This is a genomic window from Micromonospora sp. ALFpr18c (assembly GCF_008868155.1).
Classification (GTDB): Bacteria; Actinomycetota; Actinomycetes; order Mycobacteriales; family Micromonosporaceae; genus Micromonospora.
Genome location: NZ_WBKR01000030.1, coordinates 15,297 through 40,644, shown reverse-complemented (window position 1 = coordinate 40,644; position 25,348 = coordinate 15,297). Strand labels below are relative to the sequence as shown.

22 protein-coding genes are annotated in these 25,348 nt (G+C 70.5%); 2 read left to right on the top strand and 20 right to left on the bottom strand.

Annotation, left to right across the window (positions count from 1 at the left end; all coding sequences use genetic code 11):
- Positions 1-74: 74 nt before the first annotated feature.
- Together F8271_RS08820 and F8271_RS08815 are read right to left on the bottom strand one after the other, a co-directional pair.
- Positions 75-794 carry an anti-sigma factor gene (locus F8271_RS08820; RefSeq protein ID WP_151489203.1) on the bottom strand — a complete coding sequence of 240 codons (720 nt, stop codon included), beginning with the start codon at positions 792-794 and terminating at the stop codon, positions 75-77.
- A complete protein-coding gene (locus F8271_RS08815; protein WP_109817284.1) occupies positions 791-1,306 on the bottom strand; it encodes a sigma-70 family RNA polymerase sigma factor in 516 nt (171 codons plus the stop codon). The genes F8271_RS08820 and F8271_RS08815 overlap by 4 nt, the downstream gene beginning before the upstream one ends.
- A 239-nt stretch (positions 1,307-1,545) precedes the next feature.
- Between F8271_RS08815 and F8271_RS08810 the strand changes: the two genes are divergently transcribed.
- Positions 1,546-3,672, top strand: a complete 2,127-nt coding sequence (locus tag F8271_RS08810; RefSeq protein WP_151489202.1) for a PhoX family phosphatase — start codon at positions 1,546-1,548, stop codon at positions 3,670-3,672.
- 110 nt (positions 3,673-3,782) lie between these two features.
- Here the strand turns inward: F8271_RS08810 and F8271_RS08805 are convergent, their stop codons facing one another.
- Complete coding sequence (locus F8271_RS08805; RefSeq protein ID WP_151489201.1) at positions 3,783-4,565, bottom strand: IclR family transcriptional regulator; 783 nt, start codon at positions 4,563-4,565, stop codon at positions 3,783-3,785.
- A gap of 154 nt (positions 4,566-4,719) precedes the next feature.
- On the opposite strand from F8271_RS08805, the gene F8271_RS08800 reads away from it, so the two are divergent.
- Entirely contained in the window at positions 4,720-5,937 is a 1,218-nt protein-coding gene (locus F8271_RS08800; protein ID WP_151489200.1) for an MFS transporter, read from the top strand.
- On the opposite strand, the gene F8271_RS08795 is transcribed toward F8271_RS08800, so the two are convergent.
- From F8271_RS08795 to F8271_RS08715, 17 genes are all read right to left on the bottom strand, one after another.
- Complete coding sequence (locus F8271_RS08795) at positions 5,913-6,998, bottom strand: polyprenyl synthetase family protein (RefSeq protein ID WP_151489199.1); 1,086 nt, start codon at positions 6,996-6,998, stop codon at positions 5,913-5,915. The two genes, F8271_RS08800 and F8271_RS08795, sit on opposite strands and share 25 nt — an antisense overlap.
- Positions 6,999-7,088: 90 nt before the next feature.
- On the bottom strand, positions 7,089-8,642 hold the full coding sequence (nuoN, locus tag F8271_RS08790) for an NADH-quinone oxidoreductase subunit NuoN (protein ID WP_151489198.1): 1,554 nt from the start codon (positions 8,640-8,642) through the stop codon (positions 7,089-7,091).
- 55 nt (positions 8,643-8,697) lie between these two features.
- On the bottom strand, positions 8,698-10,230 hold the full coding sequence (locus F8271_RS08785) for an NADH-quinone oxidoreductase subunit M (protein WP_151489197.1): 1,533 nt from the start codon (positions 10,228-10,230) through the stop codon (positions 8,698-8,700).
- A 64-nt stretch (positions 10,231-10,294) separates the two neighbouring features.
- The gene (gene nuoL, locus F8271_RS08780; RefSeq protein WP_370461887.1) at positions 10,295-12,163 is read right to left on the bottom strand and encodes an NADH-quinone oxidoreductase subunit L; all 1,869 of its coding nucleotides are present in this window, start codon (positions 12,161-12,163) and stop codon (positions 10,295-10,297) included.
- A 71-nt stretch (positions 12,164-12,234) separates the two neighbouring features.
- Positions 12,235-12,534, bottom strand: coding sequence for an NADH-quinone oxidoreductase subunit NuoK (gene nuoK / locus F8271_RS08775; RefSeq protein ID WP_030486270.1), 300 nt, complete (start codon positions 12,532-12,534; stop codon positions 12,235-12,237).
- Between the two features lie 58 nt (positions 12,535-12,592).
- A complete protein-coding gene (locus F8271_RS08770) occupies positions 12,593-13,363 on the bottom strand; it encodes an NADH-quinone oxidoreductase subunit J (RefSeq protein ID WP_151489195.1) in 771 nt (256 codons plus the stop codon).
- Positions 13,360-14,001: an NADH-quinone oxidoreductase subunit NuoI gene (gene nuoI, locus F8271_RS08765; protein WP_151489194.1), complete on the bottom strand. Its 642-nt coding sequence runs from the start codon at positions 13,999-14,001 to the stop codon at positions 13,360-13,362. Before nuoI ends, F8271_RS08770 begins: the two co-directional genes overlap by 4 nt.
- A gap of 1 nt (position 14,002) precedes the next feature.
- Positions 14,003-15,349, bottom strand: a complete 1,347-nt coding sequence (gene nuoH, locus F8271_RS08760) for an NADH-quinone oxidoreductase subunit NuoH (RefSeq protein ID WP_151489193.1) — start codon at positions 15,347-15,349, stop codon at positions 14,003-14,005.
- A complete protein-coding gene (locus F8271_RS08755; RefSeq protein ID WP_151489192.1) occupies positions 15,346-17,907 on the bottom strand; it encodes an NADH-quinone oxidoreductase subunit G in 2,562 nt (853 codons plus the stop codon). Before F8271_RS08755 ends, nuoH begins: the two co-directional genes overlap by 4 nt.
- Positions 17,907-19,223, bottom strand: a complete 1,317-nt coding sequence (gene nuoF, locus F8271_RS08750) for an NADH-quinone oxidoreductase subunit NuoF (protein ID WP_151489191.1) — start codon at positions 19,221-19,223, stop codon at positions 17,907-17,909. Before nuoF ends, F8271_RS08755 begins: the two co-directional genes overlap by 1 nt.
- Positions 19,220-20,419 (bottom strand): NADH-quinone oxidoreductase subunit NuoE, encoded by a 1,200-nt coding sequence (gene nuoE, locus F8271_RS08745; protein ID WP_151489190.1) that lies wholly within the window; start codon positions 20,417-20,419, stop codon positions 19,220-19,222. The genes nuoF and nuoE overlap by 4 nt, the downstream gene beginning before the upstream one ends.
- A complete protein-coding gene (locus tag F8271_RS08740) occupies positions 20,416-21,741 on the bottom strand; it encodes an NADH-quinone oxidoreductase subunit D (RefSeq protein ID WP_151489189.1) in 1,326 nt (441 codons plus the stop codon). Before F8271_RS08740 ends, nuoE begins: the two co-directional genes overlap by 4 nt.
- On the bottom strand, positions 21,738-22,466 hold the full coding sequence (locus F8271_RS08735; protein ID WP_151489188.1) for an NADH-quinone oxidoreductase subunit C: 729 nt from the start codon (positions 22,464-22,466) through the stop codon (positions 21,738-21,740). The genes F8271_RS08740 and F8271_RS08735 overlap by 4 nt, the downstream gene beginning before the upstream one ends.
- Positions 22,463-23,140, bottom strand: a complete 678-nt coding sequence (locus F8271_RS08730; RefSeq protein WP_151489187.1) for an NADH-quinone oxidoreductase subunit B family protein — start codon at positions 23,138-23,140, stop codon at positions 22,463-22,465. The genes F8271_RS08735 and F8271_RS08730 overlap by 4 nt, the downstream gene beginning before the upstream one ends.
- A gap of 14 nt (positions 23,141-23,154) precedes the next feature.
- Entirely contained in the window at positions 23,155-23,520 is a 366-nt protein-coding gene (locus F8271_RS08725; protein ID WP_007454588.1) for an NADH-quinone oxidoreductase subunit A, read from the bottom strand.
- A gap of 133 nt (positions 23,521-23,653) precedes the next feature.
- Positions 23,654-24,931, bottom strand: coding sequence for a geranylgeranyl reductase family protein (locus tag F8271_RS08720; protein ID WP_151489186.1), 1,278 nt, complete (start codon positions 24,929-24,931; stop codon positions 23,654-23,656).
- A 139-nt stretch (positions 24,932-25,070) separates the two neighbouring features.
- A complete protein-coding gene (locus F8271_RS08715) occupies positions 25,071-25,295 on the bottom strand; it encodes a hypothetical protein (RefSeq protein WP_151489185.1) in 225 nt (74 codons plus the stop codon).
- Positions 25,296-25,348 lie beyond the last annotated feature (53 nt).

Below are 25,348 nucleotides of genomic sequence, written 5' to 3'. Positions count from 1 at the left end.
CCCTGGTTGATCATGAGGTTGACGGTGTTGTCGATCTCCCGAGGCCCCGCCAACCTCATGATCACCGGGGCGGGTCAGGGGACCGCGTAGGTCAGGATGGGGGTGCCGTCGGCTCTCTGCAGCTCCACGCTGACCAGTTCGGCGTCGGTGAACCTCGTGGCGCCGGTGAACTGGAGACTGTCGCCCGGCGCGGCGAGCCACGAGCCGATCTGCTCACTGGCGCCGTTCGGGCCGTGCGCCACCAACCGGAACGGGTACGCCTTGCCGTAGCTCGTGCGCGGGTCGTACCCGCAGCGCATGGTCACCTCGGTGCCCCACTCGGTGCCGGTCAGCCCGATCTCGGCGTGCACCGGCCCAGCGGCGGCCACCGGTCGCATGGCGACCATCGACACCCGCGGGCCGGGGCTCGTCCCCACCGCGCCCGGGAGGGGCGTCGTGCCCGGGGTGTTTCGCAGCACCGTGGCGGTGCCGGCACCGACCACCAGTGCCATCGCGGCGGCGACCAGCCCGGTCACCGCGTACCCCCGGCGGTTGGACCACCGCTCGCGGCGCCGCCGGGCCCGAGCCTCCTCCAGCAGCGCGGGCACCCGGGGTGCGGTCGGCGGCGGCAGGAACTGCTCCAGCCCGGCCGGGTCGAGACGGCCGAGCAGTCCGGGCAGGACGGCGATCTCGGCGACCGCGTCGCGGCACTCGGCGCAGCCGGCGAGGTGCCGCTCGTACGCGGCCCGCTCGGCGGGAGCCAGGGCACCCAGCACGTACGCGCCATCGTCGTGCGCGAACTCGCACCGGGTCATCCCGTCACTCCCATCTCAGCCAGGACCAACCGTAGAGACCGCAGCGCGTAGTGGGTGCGGGACTTCACGGTGCCCGGTGGCACGCCCAACCGCGACGCCGCCTCGGCCACCGACCGTCCCTGGTAGAAGCATTCGACCAGGACCTCCCGGTGGGTCGGGCTGAGCCGGTTCAACGCCTCGGCGACGGTCCACGCCTCCACCGCGCGTTCGGCCTCGTCGACGACCTCGGGCGGCTCGGGCATCTCGTCGGTGAACACCTCGCCGACCCGCGTGGATCGCCGACGCCAGGCGTCGATGGCCAGGTTACGGGCGGTGGTGAAGAGCCAGGCCCGGACCGAACCGCGCCGCGGGTCGAGTGACTCCGGGTGCCGCCAGGCCCGCAGCAGCGTCTCCTGCACCAGATCCTCGGCGCGTTGCCGGTCGCCGTTGACCAGCCGCAGGGCGTGTGCGTACAGCGCCTCCGCGTGCTCGTCGTGCAGCGCGCGCAGCAGTTGGGCGTCGTGGTCGCTGATGGCGTTCTCCTCACTTCCGGCGCGCGTCCGGCGGTGCGTTCGCCCGGGAATACGTGCGGTGACGCCGAACGGTTCAGACCGAGGTCAGACCGGCTGCGGGTCGGCGCGGACCCGGACAGGTGTTCATGCCTGGTTCACATTGCGGCCGACGACCGCTCACCGCGTCCTCCTAGCGTCCGGCTGGTACGCCCGCCGTCGACCTTCTCCGGCGCGCCACCGACTTCCAGGAGGCCACTCCCATGAGCGACCGTCCCCGGCTGCTCCCTTTGTTGACCGGCAACCGCCACGGCACCCGTGACGCCATGACCTGTCTCTACCGCTGCGGAAACGCCTGCGACCACCCGGTCCCGAACACGTCCGACAACGCGTACTTCGGAGACGTGGTGAACGCGGAGGTCTCGCGGCGCGGCGTGGTCCGGGCCGGTGCGGTCGGCGCGCTGGTCCTCGGTTTCGGCGGTACGGCGGCCGGCGCGCTGGCCGGCGCGGCCCCCGCCGTGGCGGCCCCCGCCGCCCCGGACGTTCCGGAGGGCTTCGGTTTCGGCCGTCCCAGCACCGGTGTCGGCAGCGGCGCCCTGTCGTTCAAGCCGATCCCGCCGAACAAGCTGGACAACCTGGTCGTGCCGAACGGTTACGACCACGCCGTGGTGATCAAGTGGGGTGACCCGGTGGTGCCGGGCGCGCCGGAGTTCAACGTGCACCACCAGACCGCCGCCGCGCAGTCCAAGCAGTTCGGCTACAACAACGACTTCGTGGGTGTGCTGCCGCTCGACAAGCGCGGCAACCGGGCGCTGCTCGTGGTCAACCACGAGTACACCAACGAGGACCTGATGTTCCCGGGCTTCCCGGGCCTCGACGGGCTCTCCGTGGAGCAGCTGCGCACGGCCATGGCCGCGCACGGCATGTCCGTGGTGGAGTTGGAGCGGGTCGCCGGCACCGGGCAGTGGAAGCCGGTCGGCAAGGGCCCTCGGCCGTACAACCGGCGGGTCACCGCGCTGAGCACCAAGTTCGACCTGACCGGCCCGGCCGCCGGCTCGGCGTGGCTGAAGACCGCCGCCGACCCCAAGGGTCGTACCGTTGTCGGCACGTTGAACAACTGCTCCGGTGGCGTGACCCCGTGGGGCACGGTGCTCTCCGGCGAGGAGAACTTCAACCAGTACTTCGTCGGCGCCGACGCCGCGCCCGCCGAGCTGAAGCCGAAGCTGGACCGCTACGGCATCAGCACCGCCAGCCGCTACCCCAGCGGCAGCCGTAAGTGGGAGCGCGCCGACGAGCGCTTCGACCTGGCCAAGCACCCCAACGAGGCGCACCGGTTCGGGTGGATCGTCGAGATCGACCCGTTCGACCCGGAGAGCCGCCCGCGCAAGCACACCGCGATGGGCCGGTTCAAGCACGAGGGCGCGAACGTGATCGTCGCCAAGGACGGGCACGTGGTCGCGTACATGGGCGACGACGAGCGGTTCGACTACCTGTACAAGTTCGTCTCGGACAAGAAGTTCATGAAGGGCAACTCCTGGGCTGCCCGCAAGCACAACCTGACCCTGCTGGAGTCCGGCACGCTCTACGTGGCGCAGCTGGACCAGACCAGCGCCGGTGAGATCGACGGCTCCGGCAAGCTGCCCAGCGACGGCGCCTTCAACGGCCGGGGTCGCTGGATCAAGCTGGTCAGCGGCAACCGGTCGTTCGTCGACGGGATGACCGCCGCGGACGTGCTCACCTTCACCCGGCTCGCCGGCGACAAGGTCGGTGCGACCAAGATGGACCGCCCCGAGGACGTCGAGCCGAGCCAGCTCACCGGCAAGGTGTACGTGGCGCTGACCAACAACACCAACCGGGGTGTCGGCAGCAACCCCAAGCCGGACGAGGCCAACCCGCGGATCGCCAACAAGCACGGGCAGATCCTCGAGCTGGTCGAGGATCGCAACGACAACGCGGCGGAGACGTTCGCCTGGTCGCTGCCGATCGTCTGCGGCGACCCGACCGACCCGTCGACCTTCTTCGCCGGGTACGACAAGACCAAGGTCTCCCCGATCTCCTGCCCGGACAACGTCGCCTTCGACGCCACCGGCAACCTCTGGATCTCCACCGACGGCAATGCGCTGGGCAGCAACGACGGCCTGTTCGCGGTCGCCGTGGAGGGCCCGGAGCGCGGTCACCTCAAGCAGTTCCTGACCGTGCCGATCGGCGCGGAGACCTGCGGCCCGTTCATCACCGGCGACAACCGCTCGGTCTTCGTGGCGGTGCAGCACCCGGGTGAGATCACCGGCGCCTCGGTGGAGAACCCGGCCTCGAACTGGCCGGACGGCGACTACGCCAAGCCCGGCGTGGTGGTCACCTGGCGTCTCGACGGCGGCCCGGTGGGCAGCTGACGTCACCCACGCGGCCGGCGGGCCGCTGACGTTGCTCCGGCGGTCCGGCCCTGGACCGCCCCCAGAGGCCCTCTCCCAGCCCGGGAGAGGGCCTCTCGGCGTCGTACGGGTCAGTGGTCGGCGGCGATACCGTCGGCGACGCTGCGGGCCACCGTGAGCAGCTTGGCGCGTACCACCCGGGCGGAGGTCATCATCTCGCTGGCCGGCAACGCACAGGCCAGCACGACCCGGCGTTCCATGTCCTTGTCCGGGGTGACCAGCACCGCCGCGCACGCCACGCCCTGGCGGAACTGCCCCAGCTCCAGTTGCATCCCGCGCCGGTCCCCGGCGGCCAGGTCGGCCTCGAACGTCTCGGTGGTGGTCAACGTGGCGCTGGTGAACGGCCGCATGCCGTACTCGCGCAGGTAGCGGAAACGCTGGTCGGCGGTGAGGGTGGCGAGCAGCGCCTTGCCGAGGGCGGTGGCGTGCGCACCCTCGTCGAAGCCGGGGACCAGATCCTCCAGGTAGGGCGACCGGTGCCCCTCGGCGACCGCCGTGATGGCCACCTGACCGCCGACGAAGCGGCCCAGGTAGTGACTGTAGCCGGTGTCCATCGCGGCCCGCCGCAGCGTCTCACCGACGGCCGGCGGACCCCGGAACGCGGTCACCAGCTCCCGGTAGCGGTCGGCCACCTCCAACCCCACGATGTACGTGCCGTCCTCGCGACGGATCACGTAACCCTCGTAGGCGAGTGTGCGCACCAGATGGTAGGTCGTGGCCACCGTCAACTCGCAACGCCGAGCGATCTGCTTGACGGTCAGGCCCTTCGGGGCGCGACCGACCGACTCCAGCACCCGCAGTGCTCTGGACACGCTGCGGATCAGGTCCGAAGGTTCTGCCAAGGGGTCGCGCACAACCACCTCCGCCGCCGGGGACTTACACCATATGAAAAACAGGCCCGGTGCGAAATGCCTGTTCGGGTCGAGGATGCCAGATCACCATCCACAGCTTGTGCCCCGCCGGTCACGAGGAGTGCTCTGCACATGCCTCGCGTAGGTTTGCCGGACGATGACCAACACAGCCCTCACCCCGGCCACCGCCCGTCCCCGACCCGTCCGGGCCAGCGTCGGTGCCGTCGCCACCACCGTCGCCTGCGTCATGCCCGTCTTCCTGCTCGGTGGCCTCGCCGTGCAGATGGGCGCCGACGTCGGCTTCTCCCCTGCCGGCCTGGGCGTCGCCGTGGCCGTCTACTTCGGGGTCAGCGCACTGGCCTCGGTGCCCTCCGGCCGCCTGGTCGAACGGTACGGACCGGCCGTGGTGGCCCGCGGCGGCATCCTGCTGGCCGCCGGGTCGATGCTGGCCGTGGCGGCGCTCGCCCGGTCGTACCCGGTGTTGGTGGGGTTGCTGGCGCTCAGCGCCGCCGCGAACGCCCTCGGCCAGCTGGCCAGCAACGCGGCACTGGCCCAGCACGTGCCGGCCCGCCGCCAGGGGCTGTCGTTCGGCGTCAAGCAGGCGGCCATCCCGGTCTCCACCCTGCTCGCCGGTGCCGCGGTCCCCACCATCGCGCTCACCGCCGGCTGGCGCTGGGCGTTCGTGGCCGCCGCCGGTGCGGCGCTGACGACGCTGCCGCTCGTACCCCGGCAGGAGGCCGGCCGCGCCCGCAAGGCCAGCGACAGGCGTGCCGGCCGGGCCACCGGGGCGCTCGTGGTGATCGGCGCGGCGGCGACCCTGGCCGCCGCCGCGGCCAACGCGCTCGGCACCTTCCTGGTGGACTCCGCGGCCGCCCGAGGACTGTCCCCGGGCCTCGCCGGCCTCACCCTGACCCTGGGCAGCGCCGTCTGCGTGACGGCCCGCGTGGGTGCCGGCGCGCTGGCCGACCGCAGGGCCAGCGGCCACGTCGCGCTGATCGCCGCGATGCTGGTGGTCGGCGCGGTCGGCCTGGGCCTGCTCGCGTTGACCGGCGCGGTGCCGCTGGTGGCGGGCGTGGTGCTCGGCTTCGGCCTGGGCTGGGCGTGGCCCGGCCTGATGAACTTCGCGGTGGTCCGGCTCCACCCGCAGGCGCCGGCCACCGCCACGTCGATCACCCAGACCGGGGTGTACGCGGGCGGCTGCCTCGGCCCGCTGAGCCTCGGCCCGCTCGCCGCCCACCTCGGCTACCCGGCGATGTGGTCCACGGCGGCGGTGTCGATGCTGCTCGCCGCCGCGCTCATGCTCGTCGGCAGTCGGCTCCTGACCGTCGCCGGCACGACCCGGAGTGCGGATCAGCTGGTGCGGTCGGCGATGTAGTCGCAGAGCGATTCGAGGGCGCGACGCGACGGCCCGTCCGGCAGCGGGGCGAGTCGCGCGCGGGCGTCCTCGGCGTAGCTGCGCACGGTCTCCCGCGCCCGCTTGAGCGCCGGGCTCTCCCGGAGCAGCCCCAGCGCCTCCGCGTGCAGCGCGTCGTCGGTCAGCGGGCCGGTCGCCAGGATCTCCCGCAGGCGCACCGAGGAGGCGTCGGAGTCGTCCGCCGCACGGGCGTAGAGCACCGGCAGCGTGGGAACGCCCTCCCGCAGGTCCGTGCCGGGGGTCTTGCCCGACTGCACCGACTCGGACGCGATGTCCAGCAGGTCGTCGGAGAGCTGGAAGGCCACCCCGATCGTCTCGCCGTACCCGGCCAACGCCTCGACGTGCTCCGGCGCGGCACCACCGAACATGCCGCCGAAACGGGCCGACGTGGCGATCAGCGAACCGGTCTTGTCCGCGATGACGTTCAGGTAGTGCGCGACCGGGTCGTCGTCGGCACGCGGCCCCACGGTCTCCGCGATCTGACCGTGCACCAGGCGGGCGAACGTGCGCGCCTGCAACCGGACCGCCTCGGGGCCCAGATCGGCGGCGATGTCCGCGGCGCGGGCGAAGAGATAGTCGCCGACCAGGATGGCGACCGAGTTGGTCCAGCGGGAGTTCGCGCTCGGCGCACCCCGACGCACGGCCGCCTCGTCCATCACGTCGTCGTGGTACAACGTCGCCAGGTGCGTGAGCTCCATCACCACGGCGGCCGGAATGACCTGTGCGCCGGTCGGATCACCGAACTGGGCGCCCAGCGCCACCAGCAGGGGGCGGAAACGCTTTCCGCCGGCCTCGACCAGATGCCGGGCGGCCTCCGTGACGAACGGGTCCGCGCTCGCCACGCTGGCCCTTAGCTCGACCTCCACCGAGGCCAGCAGACCCAGCACGGACGCCTCGACGCGGGGATCGGCGAGATGCAGGCCGAGCGCGCCGAACTGACTCGTGCTCGCCCGACCCCGACGACCGCCGGAGCCGGAGGCACCTGAACGCTCACCAGCCGGAATCACCACACCATCAACCATGCCACACCCGTTCGACCTGCTCCGGGTCGGGGATACGCACCGGAGGCCGGCACGCGAACGCGTACCGGCCTCCGATCGACGAGACTCGCGTCATCGCACGAATTCGGCTGCTCCGGCGGCCAGATCGAGCAGCGGCGCCGGGGCGACACCCAGCACCAGAGTGGCCACCACGCCGATCATCAGCGCGGCGGAGGTGAGCCCACCGGGCACGGTGACGGTCGGGGTGGACTCGCCCGGCTCGGAGAGCCACATCATCACCACGACCCGCAGGTACGGGAACGCCAGCACCATGCTGGTCAACACACCGGCGATCACCAGCCAGGCCTGCCCCTCCTCCAGGGCCGGCCCGAAGATCGCGAACTTGCTGGTGAAGCCGCTGGTCAGCGGGATACCCGCGAAGGCCAGCAGGATGAACGTGAACAGCCCGGCGAAGAACGGCGAACGCCGACCCAGCCCCGCCCAGCGGGACAGGTGGGTGGCCTCCCCGTCGGCGTCGCGCACCAGCGTCACCACCGCGAACGCGGCCAGCACCGAGAACCCGTACGCCACGAGGTAGAACATCGTGCCGGACAGCCCGTCGCGGCTCGGCGCCAGCACACCGACCAGCAGGTAGCCGGCGTTGGCGATCGAGGAGTACGCGAGCAGCCGCTTGATGTCGGTCTGGGTGACGGCGAGCACCGCGCCGATCAGCATGGTCAGCACCGCGACCGCACCGAGCACCGGCGTGAAGTCCCAGCCGGCGTCCGCGAACGCGACGTGGAAGACACGCAGCAGCGCACCGAACGCGGCGACCTTCGTGCAGGCCGCCATGAACCCGGTGACCGGGGTCGGCGCACCCTGGTAGACGTCCGGCGTCCACACGTGGAACGGTGCCGCGGCGGCCTTGAAGAGCAGGCCGATGGAGAGCAGCGCCATGCCGGCGAAGAGCAGCACCGGGCTGGCCGGCGACTCGGTCACCGCCGCGTTGATGGTGGCGAAGTCGACACCGGCGGCCCGACCCGGAACGCCGGCCGTGAAGCCGTAGATCAGGGCCACGCCGAACAGGAAGAACGCCGAGGCGTACGCGCCGAGCAGGAAGTACTTCATCGCCGCCTCCTGGCTCAGCAGCCGCCGGCGACGGGCCAGCGCGCAGAGCAGGTACAGCGGCAGCGAGAAGACCTCCAGCGCGATGAACATGGTCAGCAGGTCGTTCGCCGCCACGAAGATCAGCATGCCGCCGATCGCGAACGTGGTGAGCGGGTAGACCTCGGTGAGCCCGTTGCGGCCCTCGGCCTGCCGCCGGTCGTCGGCCGACTCGGCGGTCACCGCGGCCTGCGCGACGAACGCACCGCCGCGTTCCACCGAGCGGTCACCGATCAGCAGCAGCGCCATGGCGGCCAGCACCAGGATCGCGCCCTGGAGGAACAGCGTCGGCCCGTCCACCGCGAGGGCCTGACCGGCGGTGATGATCCGGTCGTCGGCGCTCAGGACCACCATGGTCAGCGCGGCGAGCACCGCCAGCAGTGCCAACGTCAGCTGCACCAGGTGCCGCGAACGCCGGGGCACGAACGCCTCGACCAGCACACCGAGCAACGCGGTGCCCAACATGATCAGGATCGGGGCCAGCGCCGCGTAGTCGAGCGACGGCAGTTTCAACTCGGTCACTGTGCCGACCTTTCGTTCGCGACTGCGGGGCTCCGCTGCGCTGCACTCCTCGCGCTCACCGGTGCGCCTCCTGGACGGTGCCCACCGACGGGGCGGGGTCGGTCCTGCCGATGTCGTCCATGGTCGCCTGGACGGCCGGGTTGATCACGTCAGTGACCGGCTTGGGGTAGAAGCCGAGCAGCACGATCAGCGCGATCAGCGGGGCGACCACGACCTTCTCGCGCAGATTCAGGTCCCGGCGCATGCCGTCGACCTCGGTCAGCGCCGGGTTGAGCGTGCCCTGGGTGGTGCGCTGCACCATCCACAGCACGTACGCGGCGGCCAGGATGATGCCGAGCGTGGCGATGACCGCCACCGGCTTGTTCACCGTGAAGGTGCCGATCAGCACCAGGAACTCGGAGATGAACGGCGCGGTCCCGGGCAGCGCGAGCGAGGCGAGACCGGCGAAGAACAGCACACCGGCGAGCACCGGAACCAGCTTGCCGGCACCACCGAAGTCGCTGATCAGCGCCGAACCACGCCGGGAGATCAGCATGCCCACCACCAGGAACAGCAGGCCGGTGGCCAGACCGTGGTTGAGCATGTAGAGCACCGCGCCCGTGCCGGCCTGCGTGGTGAACGCGAAGATGCCCACCCCGATGAACCCGAAGTGCGCGATCGAGGTGTACGACACCAGCCGCTTGAGGTCGTTCTGGCCGACCGCCAGCAGCGCGGCGTAGACGATGCCGATCACGCCCAGCGCCAGAGCCCACGGCGCGAACCACTTCGACGCCTCGGGGAACAGCGGCAGGCAGTAGCGCAGGATGCCGAACGTGCCGACCTTGTCCAGCACGCCGACGAGCAGCGCGGCGGCACCCGCCGGAGCGGCACCACCGGCGTCCGGCAGCCAGGTGTGGAACGGGAAGAACGGCGCCTTGATGGCGAACGCGAGGAAGAAGCCGAGGAACAGCCACCGCTCGGTGCCGGTGCTGATGTCCACCTGCGACAGCGCCTGCCAGTCGAACGTCTTCCCGCCGACCACCCACAGGCCGATCACCGCGGCCAGCATGAACAGACCGCCGACGAGCGAGTAGAGGAAGAACTTCACCGCCGCGTACTGCCGCTGGTGGCCGCCGTAGCTGCCGATGAGGAAGTACATCGGCACCAGCATGACCTCGAAGAACACGTAGAACAGGAAGACGTCGGCGGCCGCGAAGACGCCGATCATCGTGCATTCGAGGACCAGCAGCAGCGCGAAGTAGACGGGCACCGACCGCTTCGACGACTCCGCGTCGTGCCAGGACGCCAGGATCACCAGCGGCACCAGCACCGCGATCAGCATCAACATCACCAGGGCGATGCCGTCGGCCGCGAAGGTGAAGCTGACACCCCAGTTCGGGATCCACGAGTACGACTCGCGGAACTGGAACCGGTCACCGCCGGCGTTGAAGCTGACCCACATCACCACCGACAGCACCAGCACGAGCAGTGACCAGGCGAACGCCACCTGCTTGGCCAGCTCCGGCCGGTGACGCGGCAGGAAGGCCACCACCAGGGCGCCCACCAGCGGCGCCACGGTGAGCACCGAGAGGAACGGGAAGTTGGACATTATGCGGCCTTACCTCCGTCGTCACTGCGTGGTCCGCCGGCGGGGGCGGCCGGAAAGAGGTCGATCACGCCAACCACCCCGCCTGCACGGCCAGGAACGCCGCCATCACCAGCAGCACGCCGGCCAGGATCGAGGTGGCGTACGAGCGGACGAAGCCGGTCTGCATCCGCCGGAGCCGGCCCGAACCACCGCCGACCGCGGCGGCGAGCCCGTTGACCAGCCCGTCGATGCCCCGGTTGTCGAGGAAGACCAGCGCCCGGGTGAGGAAGATGCCCGGCTTCTCGAAGACCGCTTCGTTCACCGCGTCGGCGTAGAGGTTGCGCCGGGCGGCGGTGACCAGCACCCCGGCCGGCTGCGGCGCGGTGGCCGTACCGGTCCGGAACAGGAACCAGGCCAGCCCGGCGCCGAGCACGGTGACCAGCAGCGACAGGATCGTGATCACCGTGTGGGAGAGCACGCCGTGGGCCTCACCGGCGGCCTCCTCGCCGAGCACCGGTGACAGCCAGGAGGCGACCCCGTCGTTCCAGGCCATCAGGCCACCGGCCACCACCGAGCCGGCAGCCAGCAGGATCAGCGGGATGGTCATCAGCTTCGGCGACTCGTGCGGGTGCTCGATGTCCTCGGTCCACCGCTTCGGGCCGTGGAAGGTGAGCACGAACAGCCGCGTCATGTAGAACGCGGTCAGCCCCGCGCCGAGCAGTGCCGCGCCGCCGAAGAGCCAGGCGGTCCAGTCCTCCCGATCGAAGGCGCTCGCGATGATCGGCTCCTTGGAGAAGTAGCCGGAGAGCGGCGGGAGGCCGATGATGGCCAGCCATCCCATCATGAAGGTCAACCAGGTGATCTTCATGTGCTTCGAGAGGCCACCGAAGCGGCGGATGTCGACCTGGTCCTTCATGCCGTGCATCACCGAGCCGGCGCCCAGGAACATGTTGGCCTTGAAGAAGCCGTGCGCCAGCAGGTGGATGATGGCCAGCGCGTACGCCCCGCCGCCCAGGCCGACGCCGAGGAACATGTAGCCGATCTGGCTCACCGTCGACCAGGCCAGTACCCGCTTGATGTCGTCCTTGGCCGCGCCGATGATGCAGCCCATCAGCAGGGTGAGCGCGCCGACGCTGACCACCACGAGTTGCAGCGTCGAGTTCGCCGAGAAGACCGGGTTGGAGCGGGCGATCAGGTACACGCCGGCGGTGACCATGGTGGCGGCGTGGATGAGTGCCGACACCGGGGTCGGGCCCTCCATCGCGTCCGGCAGCCACGCCTGCAGCGGGAACTGACCGGACTTGCCGGCCGCGCCGAGCAGCAGCAGCAGGCCGAGCACCAGCACGGTGGTGCCGGTCAGCGAACCGACGCCGTTGAACACCTCGTCGTACTGGGTGGTGCCCAGGGTGGCGAACATGATGAAGATGCCGATGGCCAGGCCGGTGTCGCCGACCCGGTTCATCAGGAACGCCTTCTTGCCGGCGGTGGCGGCGCTGGGCCGCCCGTACCAGAAGGAGATCAGCAGGTACGACGCCAGACCGACGCCCTCCCAGCCGAAGTACAGCATCACGTAGTTGTTGCCGAGCACCAGCAGCAGCATCGCCGCGACGAACAGGTTGAAGTACGCGAAGAACCGGCGGCGGCCCTCGTCGTGCGCCATGTACTCCACCGCGTACAGGTGGATCAGGAAACCCACCCCGGTGATCAGCAGCACGAAGACCGCGGCCAGCGGGTCGAACAGCAGACCGAAGTCGACCCGGAGATCACCGACCGCGATGAAGTCCCAGAGGCTCAGCTCGACCGACTTGTTCTCCAGGCCACGCAGCTGGAAGAAGAAGGTCAGGCCGAGCACGAAGGCGGCACCGATGGCGGCGACGCCCAGCCAGTGCCCCCAGCGGTCGGCCCGACGGCCGAGCAGCAGCAGGATGGCCGCGCTGACCAGCGGGATCGCCACCAGCAGCCAGACGCTGCCGAGCAAGCCCGTGGCACCGGCGTACTGCACAGTCTCTTCCACTTGCTTGCCCCTTAGTACTTGAGCAGGTTGGCGTCGTCGACGCTCGCCGAGCGCCGCGTCCGGAAGATGGACATGATGATCGCGAGACCGACCACGACCTCGGCCGCCGCCACGACCATCACGAAGAACGCCATGATCTGACCGTTGAGGTCGCCGTTGATCCGGCTGAAGGTGACCAGCGTCAGGTTGGCCGCGTTGAGCATCAGCTCCACGCACATGAACAGCACGATCGCGTTGCGCCGCACGAGCACCCCGGCGGCACCGATGGTGAACAGCACCGCGGCCAACACCAGGTAGTAGTCGGGCGTCATGACTGGCCTCGCCTTTCGTTCGCGACTGCGGGGCTCCGCTTCGCTGCACTCCTCGCGCTCACCGATCCGTACCCTTCAGCGTGGTCTCCTGCGCGGTCAGCTCCCGCACCGGCAGGATGTCCGGCGTGCTCCGATCGGTGAGCCGGCCGTCCGGCAGCCGCGCCGGGGTGGCCACCGAGGAGGAGGTCGCGAAGACGCCCGGGCCCGGCTTGGGGCCGGGGTAGTTGCCCGGCGCGAAGCGGGCCCGCATCGTCGACGGCTGGTCGACCTTGTCCTGCTTACGCCGCTCGATGTGCGCGAGCACCATGGCGCCGACCGCCGCGGTGATCAGCAGCGCCGAGGTCAGCTCGAACGCGAAGACGTACTTGGTGAAGAGCAGTCGGGCGATGCCCTGCACGTTGCCCTCCGCGTTGGCCTGCTCCAGGCCGACCGCGGTGGTGCCCTCCAGCGCCCGGTAGAGCGCGCCGCCGACCAGGCCGGCGAAGCCCAGCCCCAGCACGATCGCGGCGACGCGCTGGCCGCGCAGCGTCTCGATCAGCGAGTCAGAGGCGTCCCGGCCGACCAGCATCAGCACGAACAGGAAGAGCATCATGATCGCGCCGGTGTAGACGATGATCTGCACCATGCCGATGAACGGCCCGGCCTGGAGCACGTAGAACACGCCCAGGCAGAGCATGGTGAGCACCAGCCAGAGCGCGGAGTGCACCGCGTTGCGGGCCGCCACCATCCCGATCGCGCCGATGAGCGCGAGCGGCGCGAGGATCCAGAAGGTGACCTCCTCACCACCGGACACCCCACCCGCCGCGGCCAGCACCGTAGACGTGGTCATGCTTGCTCTCCCTTGCCGGCCGCCGCGCGCTGGGCGGCCTGCTCGGCACCCGGGAACGTCACGCCGGGGTGCTCCTCGACCTGGTACCGGCCGGGGCCCATCGGGGACGTCTCGGCACCGGCGGAGGTGCCCGGATTGTCCAGGGCGCCGACGTAGTAGTCCTTCTCGCTGTCGCCCAGGCGCATCGGGTGCGGCGGCTGCTCCATGCCTTCGAGCAGCGGCGCGAGCAACTGCTCCTTCGTGAAGATCAGGTCCTGCCGGTTGTCCCGGGCCAGCTCGTACTCGTTGCTCATGGTCAGCGAACGGGTCGGGCAGGCCTCGATGCACAGGCCGCAGAAGATGCACCGCGCGTAGTTGATCTGGTAGATGCTGGCGTACCGCTCACCCGGCGAGAAGCGCTGGTCGTCGGTGTTGTCGCCACCCTCGACGTAGATCGCGTCCGCCGGGCAGGCCCAGGCGCACAACTCGCAGCCGATGCACTTCTCCAGGCCGTCCGGGTGCCGGTTGAGGATGTGCCGCCCGTGGTAGCGCGGCGCCGACACCGGCGGCTTGAACGGGTAGTCGGTGGTGACGACCTTCCTGAACATGTGCGAGAAGGTGACACCGAATCCCTTGAACGTTCCGGTGATCGCGCCCACGTCACACCTCCCTGGAGTCCGAGCCGGCGACGATGTTGGCCGGCTCCCGCTCGGCGACCACGCGCGTGATACGCGGGCTCGGTGGTACCTGTAGATCCATCGGTGGCAGCGGGAAGCTCCCGTACGGCCGGCTGTCCACCTGTTCCTGCGTCGTCGGCTTCGGCTGCGGGCGGCGGTTGGGCCAGAACAGCGTGGCGATCAGCAGGACACCGGCCGGGATGCCGACGGCGATGAGCTTGCTGCGCGAGTCCCAGTCCTCGATGGAGCGCAGGCCCGACAGGACCAGGATCCAGACCAGGTTGATCGGCAGCAGGACCTTCCAGCCGAAGCGCATGAACTGGTCGTAGCGCAGCCGGGGCAGCGTGCCGCGCAGCCACACGAACACGAAGACCAACGCGATCACCTTGCCGAAGAACCAGAGCATCGGCCACCAACCGGAGTTGGCGCCCTCCCACAGGGTGATCGGCCAGGGTGCCCGCCAACCGCCCAGGAACAGCGTGGTGGTGACCGCGGACATGGTCACCATCGCGACGTACTCGCTGAGCATGAAGAGCGCGAACTTCAGCGAGCTGTACTCCGTCATGAAGCCGGCGACCAGCTCGGACTCGGCCTCGGGCAGGTCGAACGGCGCCCGGTTGGTCTCACCCACGGTGGCGATGAAGAAGATGATGAAGCTGGGCAGCAGCAGGATCGCGTACCAGCCCGGCGCGGGGATCTCGGTGCCGAAGACGGTCAGCTGGGTGCCGTCGCCCTGAGCGGCGACGATCCCGCTGGTGCTCATCGTGCCGGCGGTCATGAACACCGCGACGATGCTCAGGCCCATGGCGACCTCGTAGGAGATCATCTGGGCGCTGGAGCGCAGACCGCCGAGGAGCGGGTACGTCGAGCCGGAGGCCCAGCCGCCCAGCACGATGCCGTACACGCCCATCGATGAGCAGGCCAGCAGCAGCAGCACCGCCACCGGCACGTCGGTGACCTGCAACGGCGTGTGGTGACCGGCGATGCTCACCATCGGGCCGAACGGCACCACCGACAGCGCGGTGACCGCGCAGATCACCGAGATGGTCGGGGCGAAGAAGTAGACGACCTTGTCGGCCGCCTTCGGCAGGATGTCCTCCTTGAAGGCCATCTTCAGGCCGTCGGCGAGGGTCTGCAGCAGACCGAACGGGCCGACCTGGTTGGGGCCGGGCCGCACCTGCATGTAGCCCACCACGCGCCGCTCGAACCAGACGCCGAGCAGGGTGGCCAGCAGACCGAAGGCGAACGCGAAGACAATCTTGCCCAGGACCAGCCACCACGGATCCCGGCCGAAGTCGGCCAGCGTCGGATCCTGCGCCAGGTACCTCACTCGACACCCCCAGCATTGAGCAGCGGACCCGGGAGACCGGCCTCGTCCGCCGCGACGCGCCCGGCCGGAACGGCCGCGCCCGGTGCGGGAACGGAGATCCGGACGACCGCGCCGGACGTCGCCCCGAGGCTGCGTCGCACGGTCGCACCGGGTGAGTTGGTCGGCAGCCAGACCACGCCGTCCGGCATCTCGGTGAGTTCGGCCGGCAGGGTCAACGCGCCCCGGTCGGTGCCGACCGTGACCGCGTCACCGTCGGCCACACCGAGTGCCTCGGCGGTGCCCTTGCCCAGCCGGACGACCGGCGGGCGGGCGGTGCCGGCGAGGTGCTCGTCGCCGTCGGTCAGGGTGCCGAGGTCGACCAGCTGGTGCCAGGTGGCCAGCACGGCCTCTCCGGCGCCCGGGTGCGGCACCGCGCCCGGCGACACCGACGGTGCCGCCGGCCGGGACGTGCGGGTGGCCGGCAGCGAGCCCAACTCGCGACGCACACTCAGCACGTCGCCGGTGCCGAGCCGCACGTCGAGCAGGGCGGCGAGCGCGTCGAGGACCCGGCCGTCGGTCATCGCGGCGGTGTCCAGCACCGCCTCGAACGGCCGCAGCCGACCCTCCCAGTCCAGGAAGCTGCCGGCCTTCTCGACCACCGGGGCGACCGGCAGCACCACGTTGGCGCGTCGGGTCACCGCGCTGGCGCGCAGTTCCAGGCTCACCAGGAACGGCACCGCGTCCAGAGCGGCCTCGGCCAGCCGAGGGTCGGCCAGGTCGGCCGGGTCGACACCGCCGACCACCAGGGCGCCGAGCTGCCCGTTGGCCGCGGCGGCCAGGATCTGATCGGTGTCCCGACCGGCCTGGCTCGGGATCACCCCGGCCGGTATGTCCCACGCCTCGCCCAGCTCGGCCCGCGCCGCCGGCTCGGTGACCAGCCGGCCACCCGGGAGCAGGTTGGGCAGGCAGCCCGCGTCGACCGCGCCACGGTCACCCGCGCGTCGCGGCACCCAGGCCAGCTTCGCACCGGTACGCCGGGCCACGTCCGCCGCGGCGGAGAGCCCACCCGGCACGCTGGCCAGCCGCTCGCCGACGATCAGGATCGCGCCCGGCGCGCTCAGCGCCTCGGTGACCGTGGCGTGCTCGGCAAGCACGCTGGCCTCCTCGCCCGGCACCACCCGGGCCAGCTTGGCACCGAGCTTCTCCAGGCCGCGGGTGGCGAACGGCGCCAGCGCGTACACCGTCAGGGTCTTCTTCAGGTACGCCTTGCGCAGCCGCAGGAAGAGGATGGGGCACTCCTCCTCCGGCTCCAGGCCGACCAGCACCACCGCCGGCGCGTTCTCCACGTCGGTGTAGGTGACGTCGGTGACCCCGGCGACCGAGCTGGCCAGGAAGTCGGCCTCCTCGCGGGAGACCGGCCGGGCCCGGAAGTCGATGTCGTTGGTGTTCAGGGCGACCCGGGCGAACTTCGCGTACGCGTAGGCGTCCTCGACGGTCAGCCGGCCGCCGGTGAGCACCGCCGTGCCCTGCCCGCCCTCCCGGGCCGCGTGCAGCCCCTCGGCGGCCACGGTGAGCGCCTCACTCCAGGACGCCTCGCGCAGCTCGCCGGTGCGCTCGTCGCGGACCAGCGGGGTGGTCAGCCGGTCGGTGGCGCGGGCGTACTGGAAGCCCCACCGGCCCTTGTCGCAGTTCCACTCCTCGTTCACCTCCGGCTCGTCACCGGCCAGGCGGCGCAGCGCCTTGCCGCGACGCCAGTCGGTGCGCTGCCCGCAGCCGGCCGAGCAGTGCTCGCAGACGCTGGGGCTGGACACCAGGTCGAACGGGCGGGCGCGGAACCGGTACTGGGAACCGGTGAGCGCACCCACCGGGCAGATCTGCACGGTGTTACCGGAGAAGTAGGAGTTGAACGGGACGTCACCACCGGCGAAATCCGGAGCGCCAGCGGAGGCCGAGTCGGTGCGGCCAGCACTGCCGTCGTCCGCTTTCCCTCCATACGCGTCGTCCCGGTAGATGTTGATCTCCTCGGCGGACGACCGGCCCATCAGGTCGATGAACTTGTCGCCGGCGATCTCCTCGGAGAACCGGGTGCACCGCTGGCAGAGCACGCAGCGCTCGCGGTCCAGCAGCACCTGGCTGCTGATCGCCATCGGCTTCTCGTACTCCCGCTTGTGCTCGTGGAAGCGCGAGTCGGTGCGGCCGGTGGACATCGCCTGGTTCTGCAGGGGGCACTCGCCGCCCTTGTCACACATCGGGCAGTCCAGTGGGTGGTTGAGCAGCAGCAGCTCCATCACCCCCTCCTGCGCCTTCTTGGCGACCGGGGAGGTGATCTGCGTCCGCACGACCATGCCGTCGGCGACGGTCTGGGTGCACGAGGCGACCGGCTTGCGCTGCCCCTCCACCTCGACCAGGCACTGCCGGCACGCGCCGGCCGGGGCCAGCAGCGGGTGGTCGCAGAACCGGGGGATCTCGGTGCCCATCTGCTCGGCGACCCGGATCAGCAGCGTCCCCTTGGGGGCGGTGACCTCGATGCCGTCGATGGTGAGGGTGACGGTCTCGGTCTGCTTGGCTACGTCGGTCATTAGTGGGCTCCCACCAGCTGCTTGTCCGACAGCTTCGGCGCGGTACGTCCCTCGATGTAGTCGAGGTAGTCCTGCTTGAAGTACTTCAGCGACGAGGTCACCGAGCTGGTCGCGCCGTCACCCAGACCGCAGAACGAGCGGCCGAGGATGTTGTCGCAGGTGTCCAGAAGGGTGTCCAGGTCCTCGTGGGTGCCCTGACCGGCGAGGATCCGCCGGTAGACCCGGACCATCCAGTAGTTGCCCTCGCGGCACGGGGTGCACTTGCCGCACGACTCGTGGTGGTAGAACTCCAGCCACCGGTACGTCGCGTACACCGGGCAGTCCTGGTCGGAGAAGATCTGGGTGGCCGTGGTGCCCAGGATCGAGCCGGCCGCCGCCACCCCCTCGAAGTCCAGTGGCACGTCCAGGTGCTCGGCCGCGAGCAACGGCGTGGACGATCCGCCCGGAGTCCAGAACCGCAGGTTGTGACCGGGCTGCATCCCGCCGGCCAGCTCCAGCAGCTCGCGCAGCGTGACACCCATCGAGCACTCGTACTGGCCGGGGTTGGCGACCCGACCGGAGAGCGAGTAGATCATCGGACCGGAGGACTTCTCGGTGCCCATGGTCTTCCACCAGTCGGCCCCACCGAGCACGATCGGCGGCACGCTGGCGATGGTGCCGACATTGTTCACCACCGTCGGGCTGGCGTAGAGGCCGTGGGTGGCCGGGAACGGCGGGCGCAGCCGGGGCTGACCCCGGAACCCCTCCAGCGAGTCCAGCAGAGCCGTCTCCTCGCCGCAGATGTACGCCCCGGCGCCGGAGTGCACGACCAGTTCCAGGTCGTAGCCGCTGCGCAGGATGTTCCGGCCGAGGTAGCCCTTGTCGTACGCCTCCTGGACGGCGTTGCGCAGCCGACGTGCGGCGTGCACGGCCTCGCCCCGGATGTAGATGTAGGCGCGGCTGGCCCGGATCGCGTACGACGCGATGATGACGCCCTCGACCAGCGCGTGCGGGTCGTGGGTCATCAGCGGCAGGTCCTTGCAGGTGCCCGGCTCGCCCTCGTCGGCGTTGACCACCAGGTAGTGCGGCTTCCCGTCACCCTGCGGGATGAAGCCCCACTTGAGTCCGGTGGGGAAGCCGGCGCCGCCACGGCCGCGCAGCCCGGAGTCCTTGATCAGCTGGATCAGGTCGTCCGGGTGGGCCTTGAGCGCCTTGCGCAGCGCGGCGTAGCCGTCGAGCTGCTCGTAGGTGCCGATCCGCCAGGCGTCCGGCGACAGCCAGCGCTTGGTCAGCACCGGCGTCAGCTTGGCCAACGTCTCCGGGCGGGGAGTGGTCACTTCTGGGCCCCCGTTTCGCTCGCGTCCGCCGGTCCGGCGCCGTCGGCGTCCGTGCCAGCCTTCGCTTCGGTGAGGTTGCGCTCCTGCGCCCCGGCCTCGTCGCCGGCGGGCTTGCCGTCGCCGGCCGGCGCGTTGGCCGCCACGCCGGCGGCCTCGGCCGCCCGCGCGTCGCCAGCCGCGGGCGCGGTGCCGGTGCCGTCCACCGGAACCTTCGTGCCCGGGGCGTCCGCCACGGCGGTGGCCGCGTCCGGCTGCCGGGTCTCGGCGGTACGCACCTGCGGCGACTTGCCGTCCGGTGCCGTGACGTCCCGCGTGGTGCTGCCGGTGGCGTCTGCCGGCTTCGCCGGCTCAGTGGCGTCTGCCGGCTTCGCCGGCCCGGCGACCCCGGCGGCCCCCGTCGGGGCGGACGCCCCGTCGCCACCCTTCACCGGGGCAGCACTGGCCTCGGCGGGCGCCGGCTTGGCGGCCTCCGCCTTCGCCTTCGCCTCGGCGGCGGCCTTGTCCGCCTCCGCCTTGCTGCGGATCGGGGTGTTCGGGTCGAAGCCCGGCACCGAGACGCCGTGCTGCTGCGCCAGCCGCAGCCCGCGCAGGGTGGGCTCGCCCGGCCCGCCGTCGGCGACCGCGCCGTCGCGCTCGTCGGCGAAACCGGCGAGCTGCACCGCCATCTCCTTGAGCGTGCAGAGCCGGGCGCCCCGGGTCGGCATCGGCCGCCCGCCCGCGCGCAGCTCGTCGACGACGCCGCGGGCCGTCGACGGGTCGACGCCGTCGAAGAAGTCGTAGTTGACGGTCATCACCGGGCCGTAGTCGCAGGCCGCCAGGCACTCGGCGTGCTCCAGCGTGATCGTGCCGTCGGCGGTCGTCTCGTCGTGCCCGACACCCAGGTGCTCGGAGAGCGTGTCGTAGACCTCCTGGCCACCGAGCACGTTGCACATGGTGTTGGTGCAGACGCTGACCAGGAAGTCACCGGTCGGCTTGCGCTTGTACATGGTGTAGAAGGTGGCCACCGCGCCCACCTGGGCCTTGTTCAACCCGAGCACCTCGGCGCAGAACGCCACACCGGCCGGGGAGACGTACCCCTCCTCGGCCTGGACCAGGTGCAGCAGCGGCAGCAGCGCCGAGCGGGACCGGTCCGCCGGGTAACGGGCGATGATCTCGCGCGCCCGCTCCCGCGTCTCGTCGGTGAAGACAACACTCATCGGTCACACCCACCCATCACGGGGTCCAGCGAGGCGCCGCCGGCGATCACGTCGGCGATCAGGCCGCCCTCGGCCATCGCCGGCAGGGCCTGGAGGTTGACGAAGCTCGGCTCCCGGTAGTGCACCCGGTACGGCCGCGTGCCGCCGTCGGAGACCGCGTGCACGCCCAGCTCGCCGCGCGGCGACTCGATGCCGACGTACACCTGGCCGGGCGGAACCCGGAAGCCCTCGGTGACCAGCTTGAAGTGGTGGATCAGCGACTCCATCGACTGACCCATGATCTTCGCGACGTGCTCCAGCGAGTTGCCCATGCCGTCGACGCCGATGGCCAGCTGCGCCGGCCACGCGATCTTGCGGTCGGCGACCATCACCGGACCCGGCTTCAGCCGGTCCAGCGCCTGCTCGACCAGCTTCATCGACTCGCGGATCTCGGCGAGCCGGACCAGGTAGCGGCCCCACACGTCACCGTCGGGGTGGGTCGGCACGTCGAACTCGTACGTCTCGTAGCCGCAGTACGGCATGGTCTTGCGCAGGTCCCAGGCGAGGCCGGCGGAGCGCAGCACCGGGCCGGTGACACCGAGCGCCAGGCAGCCGGTCACGTCCAGCACCGCCACGTTCTTCGTACGCTCGGTCCAGATCGGCTGGCCGGAGAGCAGGTCCTCGTACTCCTTGAGCTTCTTCGGCATCATCTTCAGGAACTCGCGGATCTTGACGATCGCCGCGTCCGGCACGTCCTGCGCCACACCGCCCGGCCGGACGTACGCGTGGTTCATCCGCAGACCCGTGATGGTCTCGAAGATGTCGAGGATGTACTCCCGCTCCCGGAAGCCGTACAGCATGATCGAGATCGCGCCCAGCTCCATGCCGGTGGTGGCCAGCCAGACCAGGTGCGACGAGATCCGGTTGAGCTCCATCATCAGCACGCGGATGGTGGTGGCCCGCTCGGTGATGTCGTCGGTGATGCCGAGCAGCTTCTCCACGGCGAGGGCGTACGCCGTCTCGTTGAAGATCGGGGCGAGGTAGTCCATCCGGGTCACGAACGTCGAACCCTGCACCCAGTTGCGGTATTCGAGGTTCTTCTCGATGCCGGTGTGCAGGTAGCCGACGACGGAACGGGCCTCGCGGACCGTCTCGCCCTCCAGCTCCAGGATCAGCCGCAGTACGCCGTGCGTGGACGGGTGCTGCGGACCCATGTTGACGACGATCCGCTCGTCGTTGATCGGGTCGGTGCCCGAGACGATGGTGTCCCAGTCGCCACCGGTGACGGTGAAGACCCGACCCTCGGTGGTCTCCCGCTCGGTCGCATAGTTCGACGTGGTCACTGGTAGGACCTCCTCCGGTCCGGCGGCGGAATCTCAGCGCCCTTGTACTCGACCGCCACGCCACCGAGCGGGTAGTCCTTGCGCTGCGGGTGGCCCTCCCAGTCGTCCGGCATGAGGATCCGGGTCAGGTTGGGGTGGCCGTCGAAGACGATGCCGAACATGTCGTACGCCTCCCGCTCCTGCCAGTCCGCCGTCGGATAGACCGCGGTCACGCTGGGCAGGTGCGGGGCCTCGGCGGAGACCGCGGCCTCCAGCCGGACCCGACGCCGGTAGGTCATCGAGGTGAGCTGGTAGATCACGTGCAGCCGACGTTCGTCGGCGCCCAGGTAGTCCACCCCGGACACCGAGGAGCACAGCTCGAAGCGCAGCGCCAGGTCGTCACGCATCACCTGGCAGACCTCGGCGATCCGCTCCGGGCGTACGTGCAGGGTCAGCTCGCCCCGGTCCACCACGACCTTCTCGATCGCGTCACCGAAGTGCGGATACGCCTCCTCCAGCGCGTCGCGCACCTCGTCGAAGTAACCGCCGTACGGACGGGGGGTTTCCTCGATCGGCTGGCGCTGGCGGACCAGGCCGCCGTAGCCGGACACGTCACCGCTGCCGTGGTTGCCGAACATCCCGCGACCGGCCGGGCTGGCCGGCGGGAACTCGGCCGGGGCACCACCGGTGGCACCGGCCGGCACCACCGGCAGCGGTACGCCGCCGTCGTTGGGCTTGTCGCTCATTTGGGGCCTGCCTGCGGGTGGAGGTGGTTCTGGGCGTTCATCCAGTTCTCGATGCGCAGCTGCTCCTCGCGGCCCTCGCGGACCGCGCGGGTCCACTCGGCACGGCGGGTCTTGTCACTGCGGTACGACGACGGCATGGAGCCGTAGGGCACGACCGGGACGTCGCCGCGCTCCTGACGGGCGGCCAGCATCTTGCGGCCGTTCGGGCCCAGCGGCTCGTACATGATCTTCTCGCGGAGCTTGAGGATCGCGTCGATGAGCATCTCCGGCCGGGGCGGGCACCCGGGCAGGTACATGTCGACCGGCACCACGTGGTCGACGCCCTGCACGATCGCGTAGTTGTTGAACATGCCGCCGCTGCTGGCGCAGACGCCCATCGAGAGCACCCAGCGGGGCTCGGCCATCTGGTCGTAGATCTGCCGCAGCACCGGGGCCATCTTCTGACTCACCCGGCCGGCGACGATCATCAGGTCGGCCTGCCGGGGCGAGGCCCGGAAGACCTCCATGCCCCAGCGGCCCATGTCGTAGTGCGGACCACCGGCGGCCATCATCTCGATGGCGCAGCAGGCCAGGCCGAAGGTGGCGCCCCAGACGGACGACTTCCGGGACCAGTTGACCAGCTTCTCCACCGAGGTGAGCAGGACGCCGGCGGGAAGCTTCTCCTCGATGCCCATCTGACGTTCCTTCCTCAGTCCCAGTCCAGGCCGCCGCGCCGCCACACGTAGGCGTACGCGACGAAGACCGCGACGATGAACAGGACCATCTCCACGAAGCCGAAGATCGGCAGGGCGTCGAACGAGACCGCCCAGGGGTAGAGGAAGATGATCTCGATGTCGAAGACGATGAAGAGCATCGCCGTCAGGTAGAACTTGATCGGGAACCGCCCGCCGCCGACCGGCTGGGGGCTGGGCTCGATGCCGCACTCGTAAGCCTCGAGTTTGGCCTTGTTGTATCGACGGGGACCGGCGAAGCGGGCGGCGCCAACGGAGAACAGCGAGAACGCCGCGGCGAGGGCGAACAGCCCGATGATCGGTGCGTAAGGCGAGAGCGACATCGTTTTCTCCTGCTCGTCCTTCCCTGCCCTCGGTGCTTGACGAAAATCACACTATTCACGTCCCTCGCAGTGACTGTCGGCGGGGGTCGATCTTTGTCATGTCGGTGCTGCGACCAGCACCGACACCGTTCATCTATACGGCTGGCGCGGCCTTCGTCATCGCGTTGATGACCCGGTCCATCGCATCCCCGCCGCGCGGGTCGGTCAGGTTTGCCAGCAGCTTGAGCACAAAACGCATCAGCGTCGGGTGTGGCATGCCGTGCTTGGTGGCGATCCGCATGATCTCCGGACGGCCGATCAGCTTCACGAAGATCCCGCCGAGGCGGTAGTAGCCACCGAGGCGGGCCTTCAGCTCGTTCGGGTACGCCAGTAGCGCCCGCTCACGCTCCGGGCCGGCGGGGCGCGCGAGGGCCTGCACCGCCACCTCCGCCGCCAACTCGCCGGACTCCATCGCGTACGCGATGCCCTCGCCGTTGAACGGGTTGACCATGCCGCCGGAGTCGCCGACCAGCAGAACGCCGCGGGTGTAGTGCGGCACCCGGTTGAAGCCCATCGGGAGGGCGGCGCCGAGGATCGGGCCGTCGGCGTTGGTCTCGTCGGTCATCCCCCAGTCGGCGGGCGTGTTCGCCAGCCAGTCGGTGAGCAGCCGGCGGTAGTTGGTCTTACCGAACGCGGAGGACGAGTTGAGGACGCCGAGACCGACGTTGACCCGCCCGTCGCCGAGCCCGAAGATCCAGCCGTACCCGGGCAGCAGGTTGTCGCCGCTGTCCTTGCTGCGCAGCTCCAGCCACGACTCCAGGTAGTCGTCGTCGTGCTTGACCGGGGAGTGGTAGTAGCGGCGGACGGCCACGCCGATCGGCCGGTCCTCCCGCTTGGCCAGCCCGAGCGCGAGCGGGAACCGACCGGAGACCCCGTCGGCCGCCACGACCAGCGGGGCGTGGAAGGTGGTCGGCTCCTTGCCGGGCCCCACCTCCGCCTCGACACCGGTCACGCGGCCGTCGCCGTCGAGCACCGGGCCGAGCACGTTGACGTTGGTGCGCAGTGTGGCGCCGGCGGCCACCGCCCGCTGGGCGAGCAGGTCGTCGAAGTCCAGTCGGGTGCGCACCAGCCCGTAGTTGGGGAAGCTCGCCAGCTCCGGCCAGTCCAGTTCCAGGCGTACGCCGCCGCCGATGACCCGCAGACCCCGATTGTGCAGCCAGCCGGCCTCGGGTGAGGTGTCCACACCCATCCGGATGAGCTGGCGCACGGCGCGCGGGGTCAACCCGTCGCCGCAGACCTTCTCCCGGGGGAACTCGGTCTTCTCCAACAGCAACACCCGTACGCCGTGCCGGGCCAGGTGGTACGCCGTCGCCGATCCACCGGGACCGGCGCCCACGACGATGACGTCGGCGTCGTGTTCCACCGCGGTCATTCGGGCCTCCTCCCGCACGCTCGTGAAATGCTTCACAAGCCAGACGGGACGAGTGTATGACCGACGTCATACCTGCGCAGGGTCAGGGGTGCCTAACTCGCCGATGTGACAGTCGGCGACCGTCCACAGCAGTCGGGTGTCAGGCCGGGCTGGGCGCGTCCAGGCCGGCGTCGACGCGGATGGTCTCCGGCAGGTGCTCGCGCAACGCGCCACCAGCGGCCCGGTCCAGCGCGGCCAGCACCTCGGCGACCACCTGCCGGACCTCCGCCGGGTCCGCTCCGGCCAGCGCGCGCAGCTGCGCGACGAGTTCGGCCGCGTCGTCGTCGGTGGCGGCCACCGGGTCCGCCGGCTCTGCTCCGGTCATGCCGACGAGCGTACGGGGCAAAGTGGACTAAAGACGGATATTCACGAAACGCT

What these genes read in the sequence shown, in the direction of transcription:
- F8271_RS08820 (WP_151489203.1), bottom strand. Translation starts at nt 794, where the DNA reads ATGACCCGGTGCGAGTTCGCGCACGACGATGGCGCGTACGTGCTGGGT.
- F8271_RS08810 (WP_151489202.1), top strand. Translation starts at nt 1,546, where the DNA reads ATGAGCGACCGTCCCCGGCTGCTCCCTTTGTTGACCGGCAACCGCCAC.
- F8271_RS08800 (WP_151489200.1), top strand. Translation starts at nt 4,720, where the DNA reads ATGACCAACACAGCCCTCACCCCGGCCACCGCCCGTCCCCGACCCGTC.
- F8271_RS08795 (WP_151489199.1), bottom strand. Translation starts at nt 6,998, where the DNA reads ATGGTTGATGGTGTGGTGATTCCGGCTGGTGAGCGTTCAGGTGCCTCC.
- F8271_RS08785 (WP_151489197.1), bottom strand. Translation starts at nt 10,230, where the DNA reads ATGTCCAACTTCCCGTTCCTCTCGGTGCTCACCGTGGCGCCGCTGGTG.
- nuoK (WP_030486270.1), bottom strand. Translation starts at nt 12,534, where the DNA reads ATGACGCCCGACTACTACCTGGTGTTGGCCGCGGTGCTGTTCACCATC.
- F8271_RS08770 (WP_151489195.1), bottom strand. Translation starts at nt 13,363, where the DNA reads ATGACCACGTCTACGGTGCTGGCCGCGGCGGGTGGGGTGTCCGGTGGT.
- F8271_RS08755 (WP_151489192.1), bottom strand. Translation starts at nt 17,907, where the DNA reads ATGACCGACGTAGCCAAGCAGACCGAGACCGTCACCCTCACCATCGAC.
- nuoE (WP_151489190.1), bottom strand. Translation starts at nt 20,419, where the DNA reads ATGAGTGTTGTCTTCACCGACGAGACGCGGGAGCGGGCGCGCGAGATC.
- F8271_RS08735 (WP_151489188.1), bottom strand. Translation starts at nt 22,466, where the DNA reads ATGAGCGACAAGCCCAACGACGGCGGCGTACCGCTGCCGGTGGTGCCG.
- F8271_RS08730 (WP_151489187.1), bottom strand. Translation starts at nt 23,140, where the DNA reads ATGGGCATCGAGGAGAAGCTTCCCGCCGGCGTCCTGCTCACCTCGGTG.
- F8271_RS08725 (WP_007454588.1), bottom strand. Translation starts at nt 23,520, where the DNA reads ATGTCGCTCTCGCCTTACGCACCGATCATCGGGCTGTTCGCCCTCGCC.
- F8271_RS08720 (WP_151489186.1), bottom strand. Translation starts at nt 24,931, where the DNA reads ATGACCGCGGTGGAACACGACGCCGACGTCATCGTCGTGGGCGCCGGT.
- F8271_RS08715 (WP_151489185.1), bottom strand. Translation starts at nt 25,295, where the DNA reads ATGACCGGAGCAGAGCCGGCGGACCCGGTGGCCGCCACCGACGACGAC.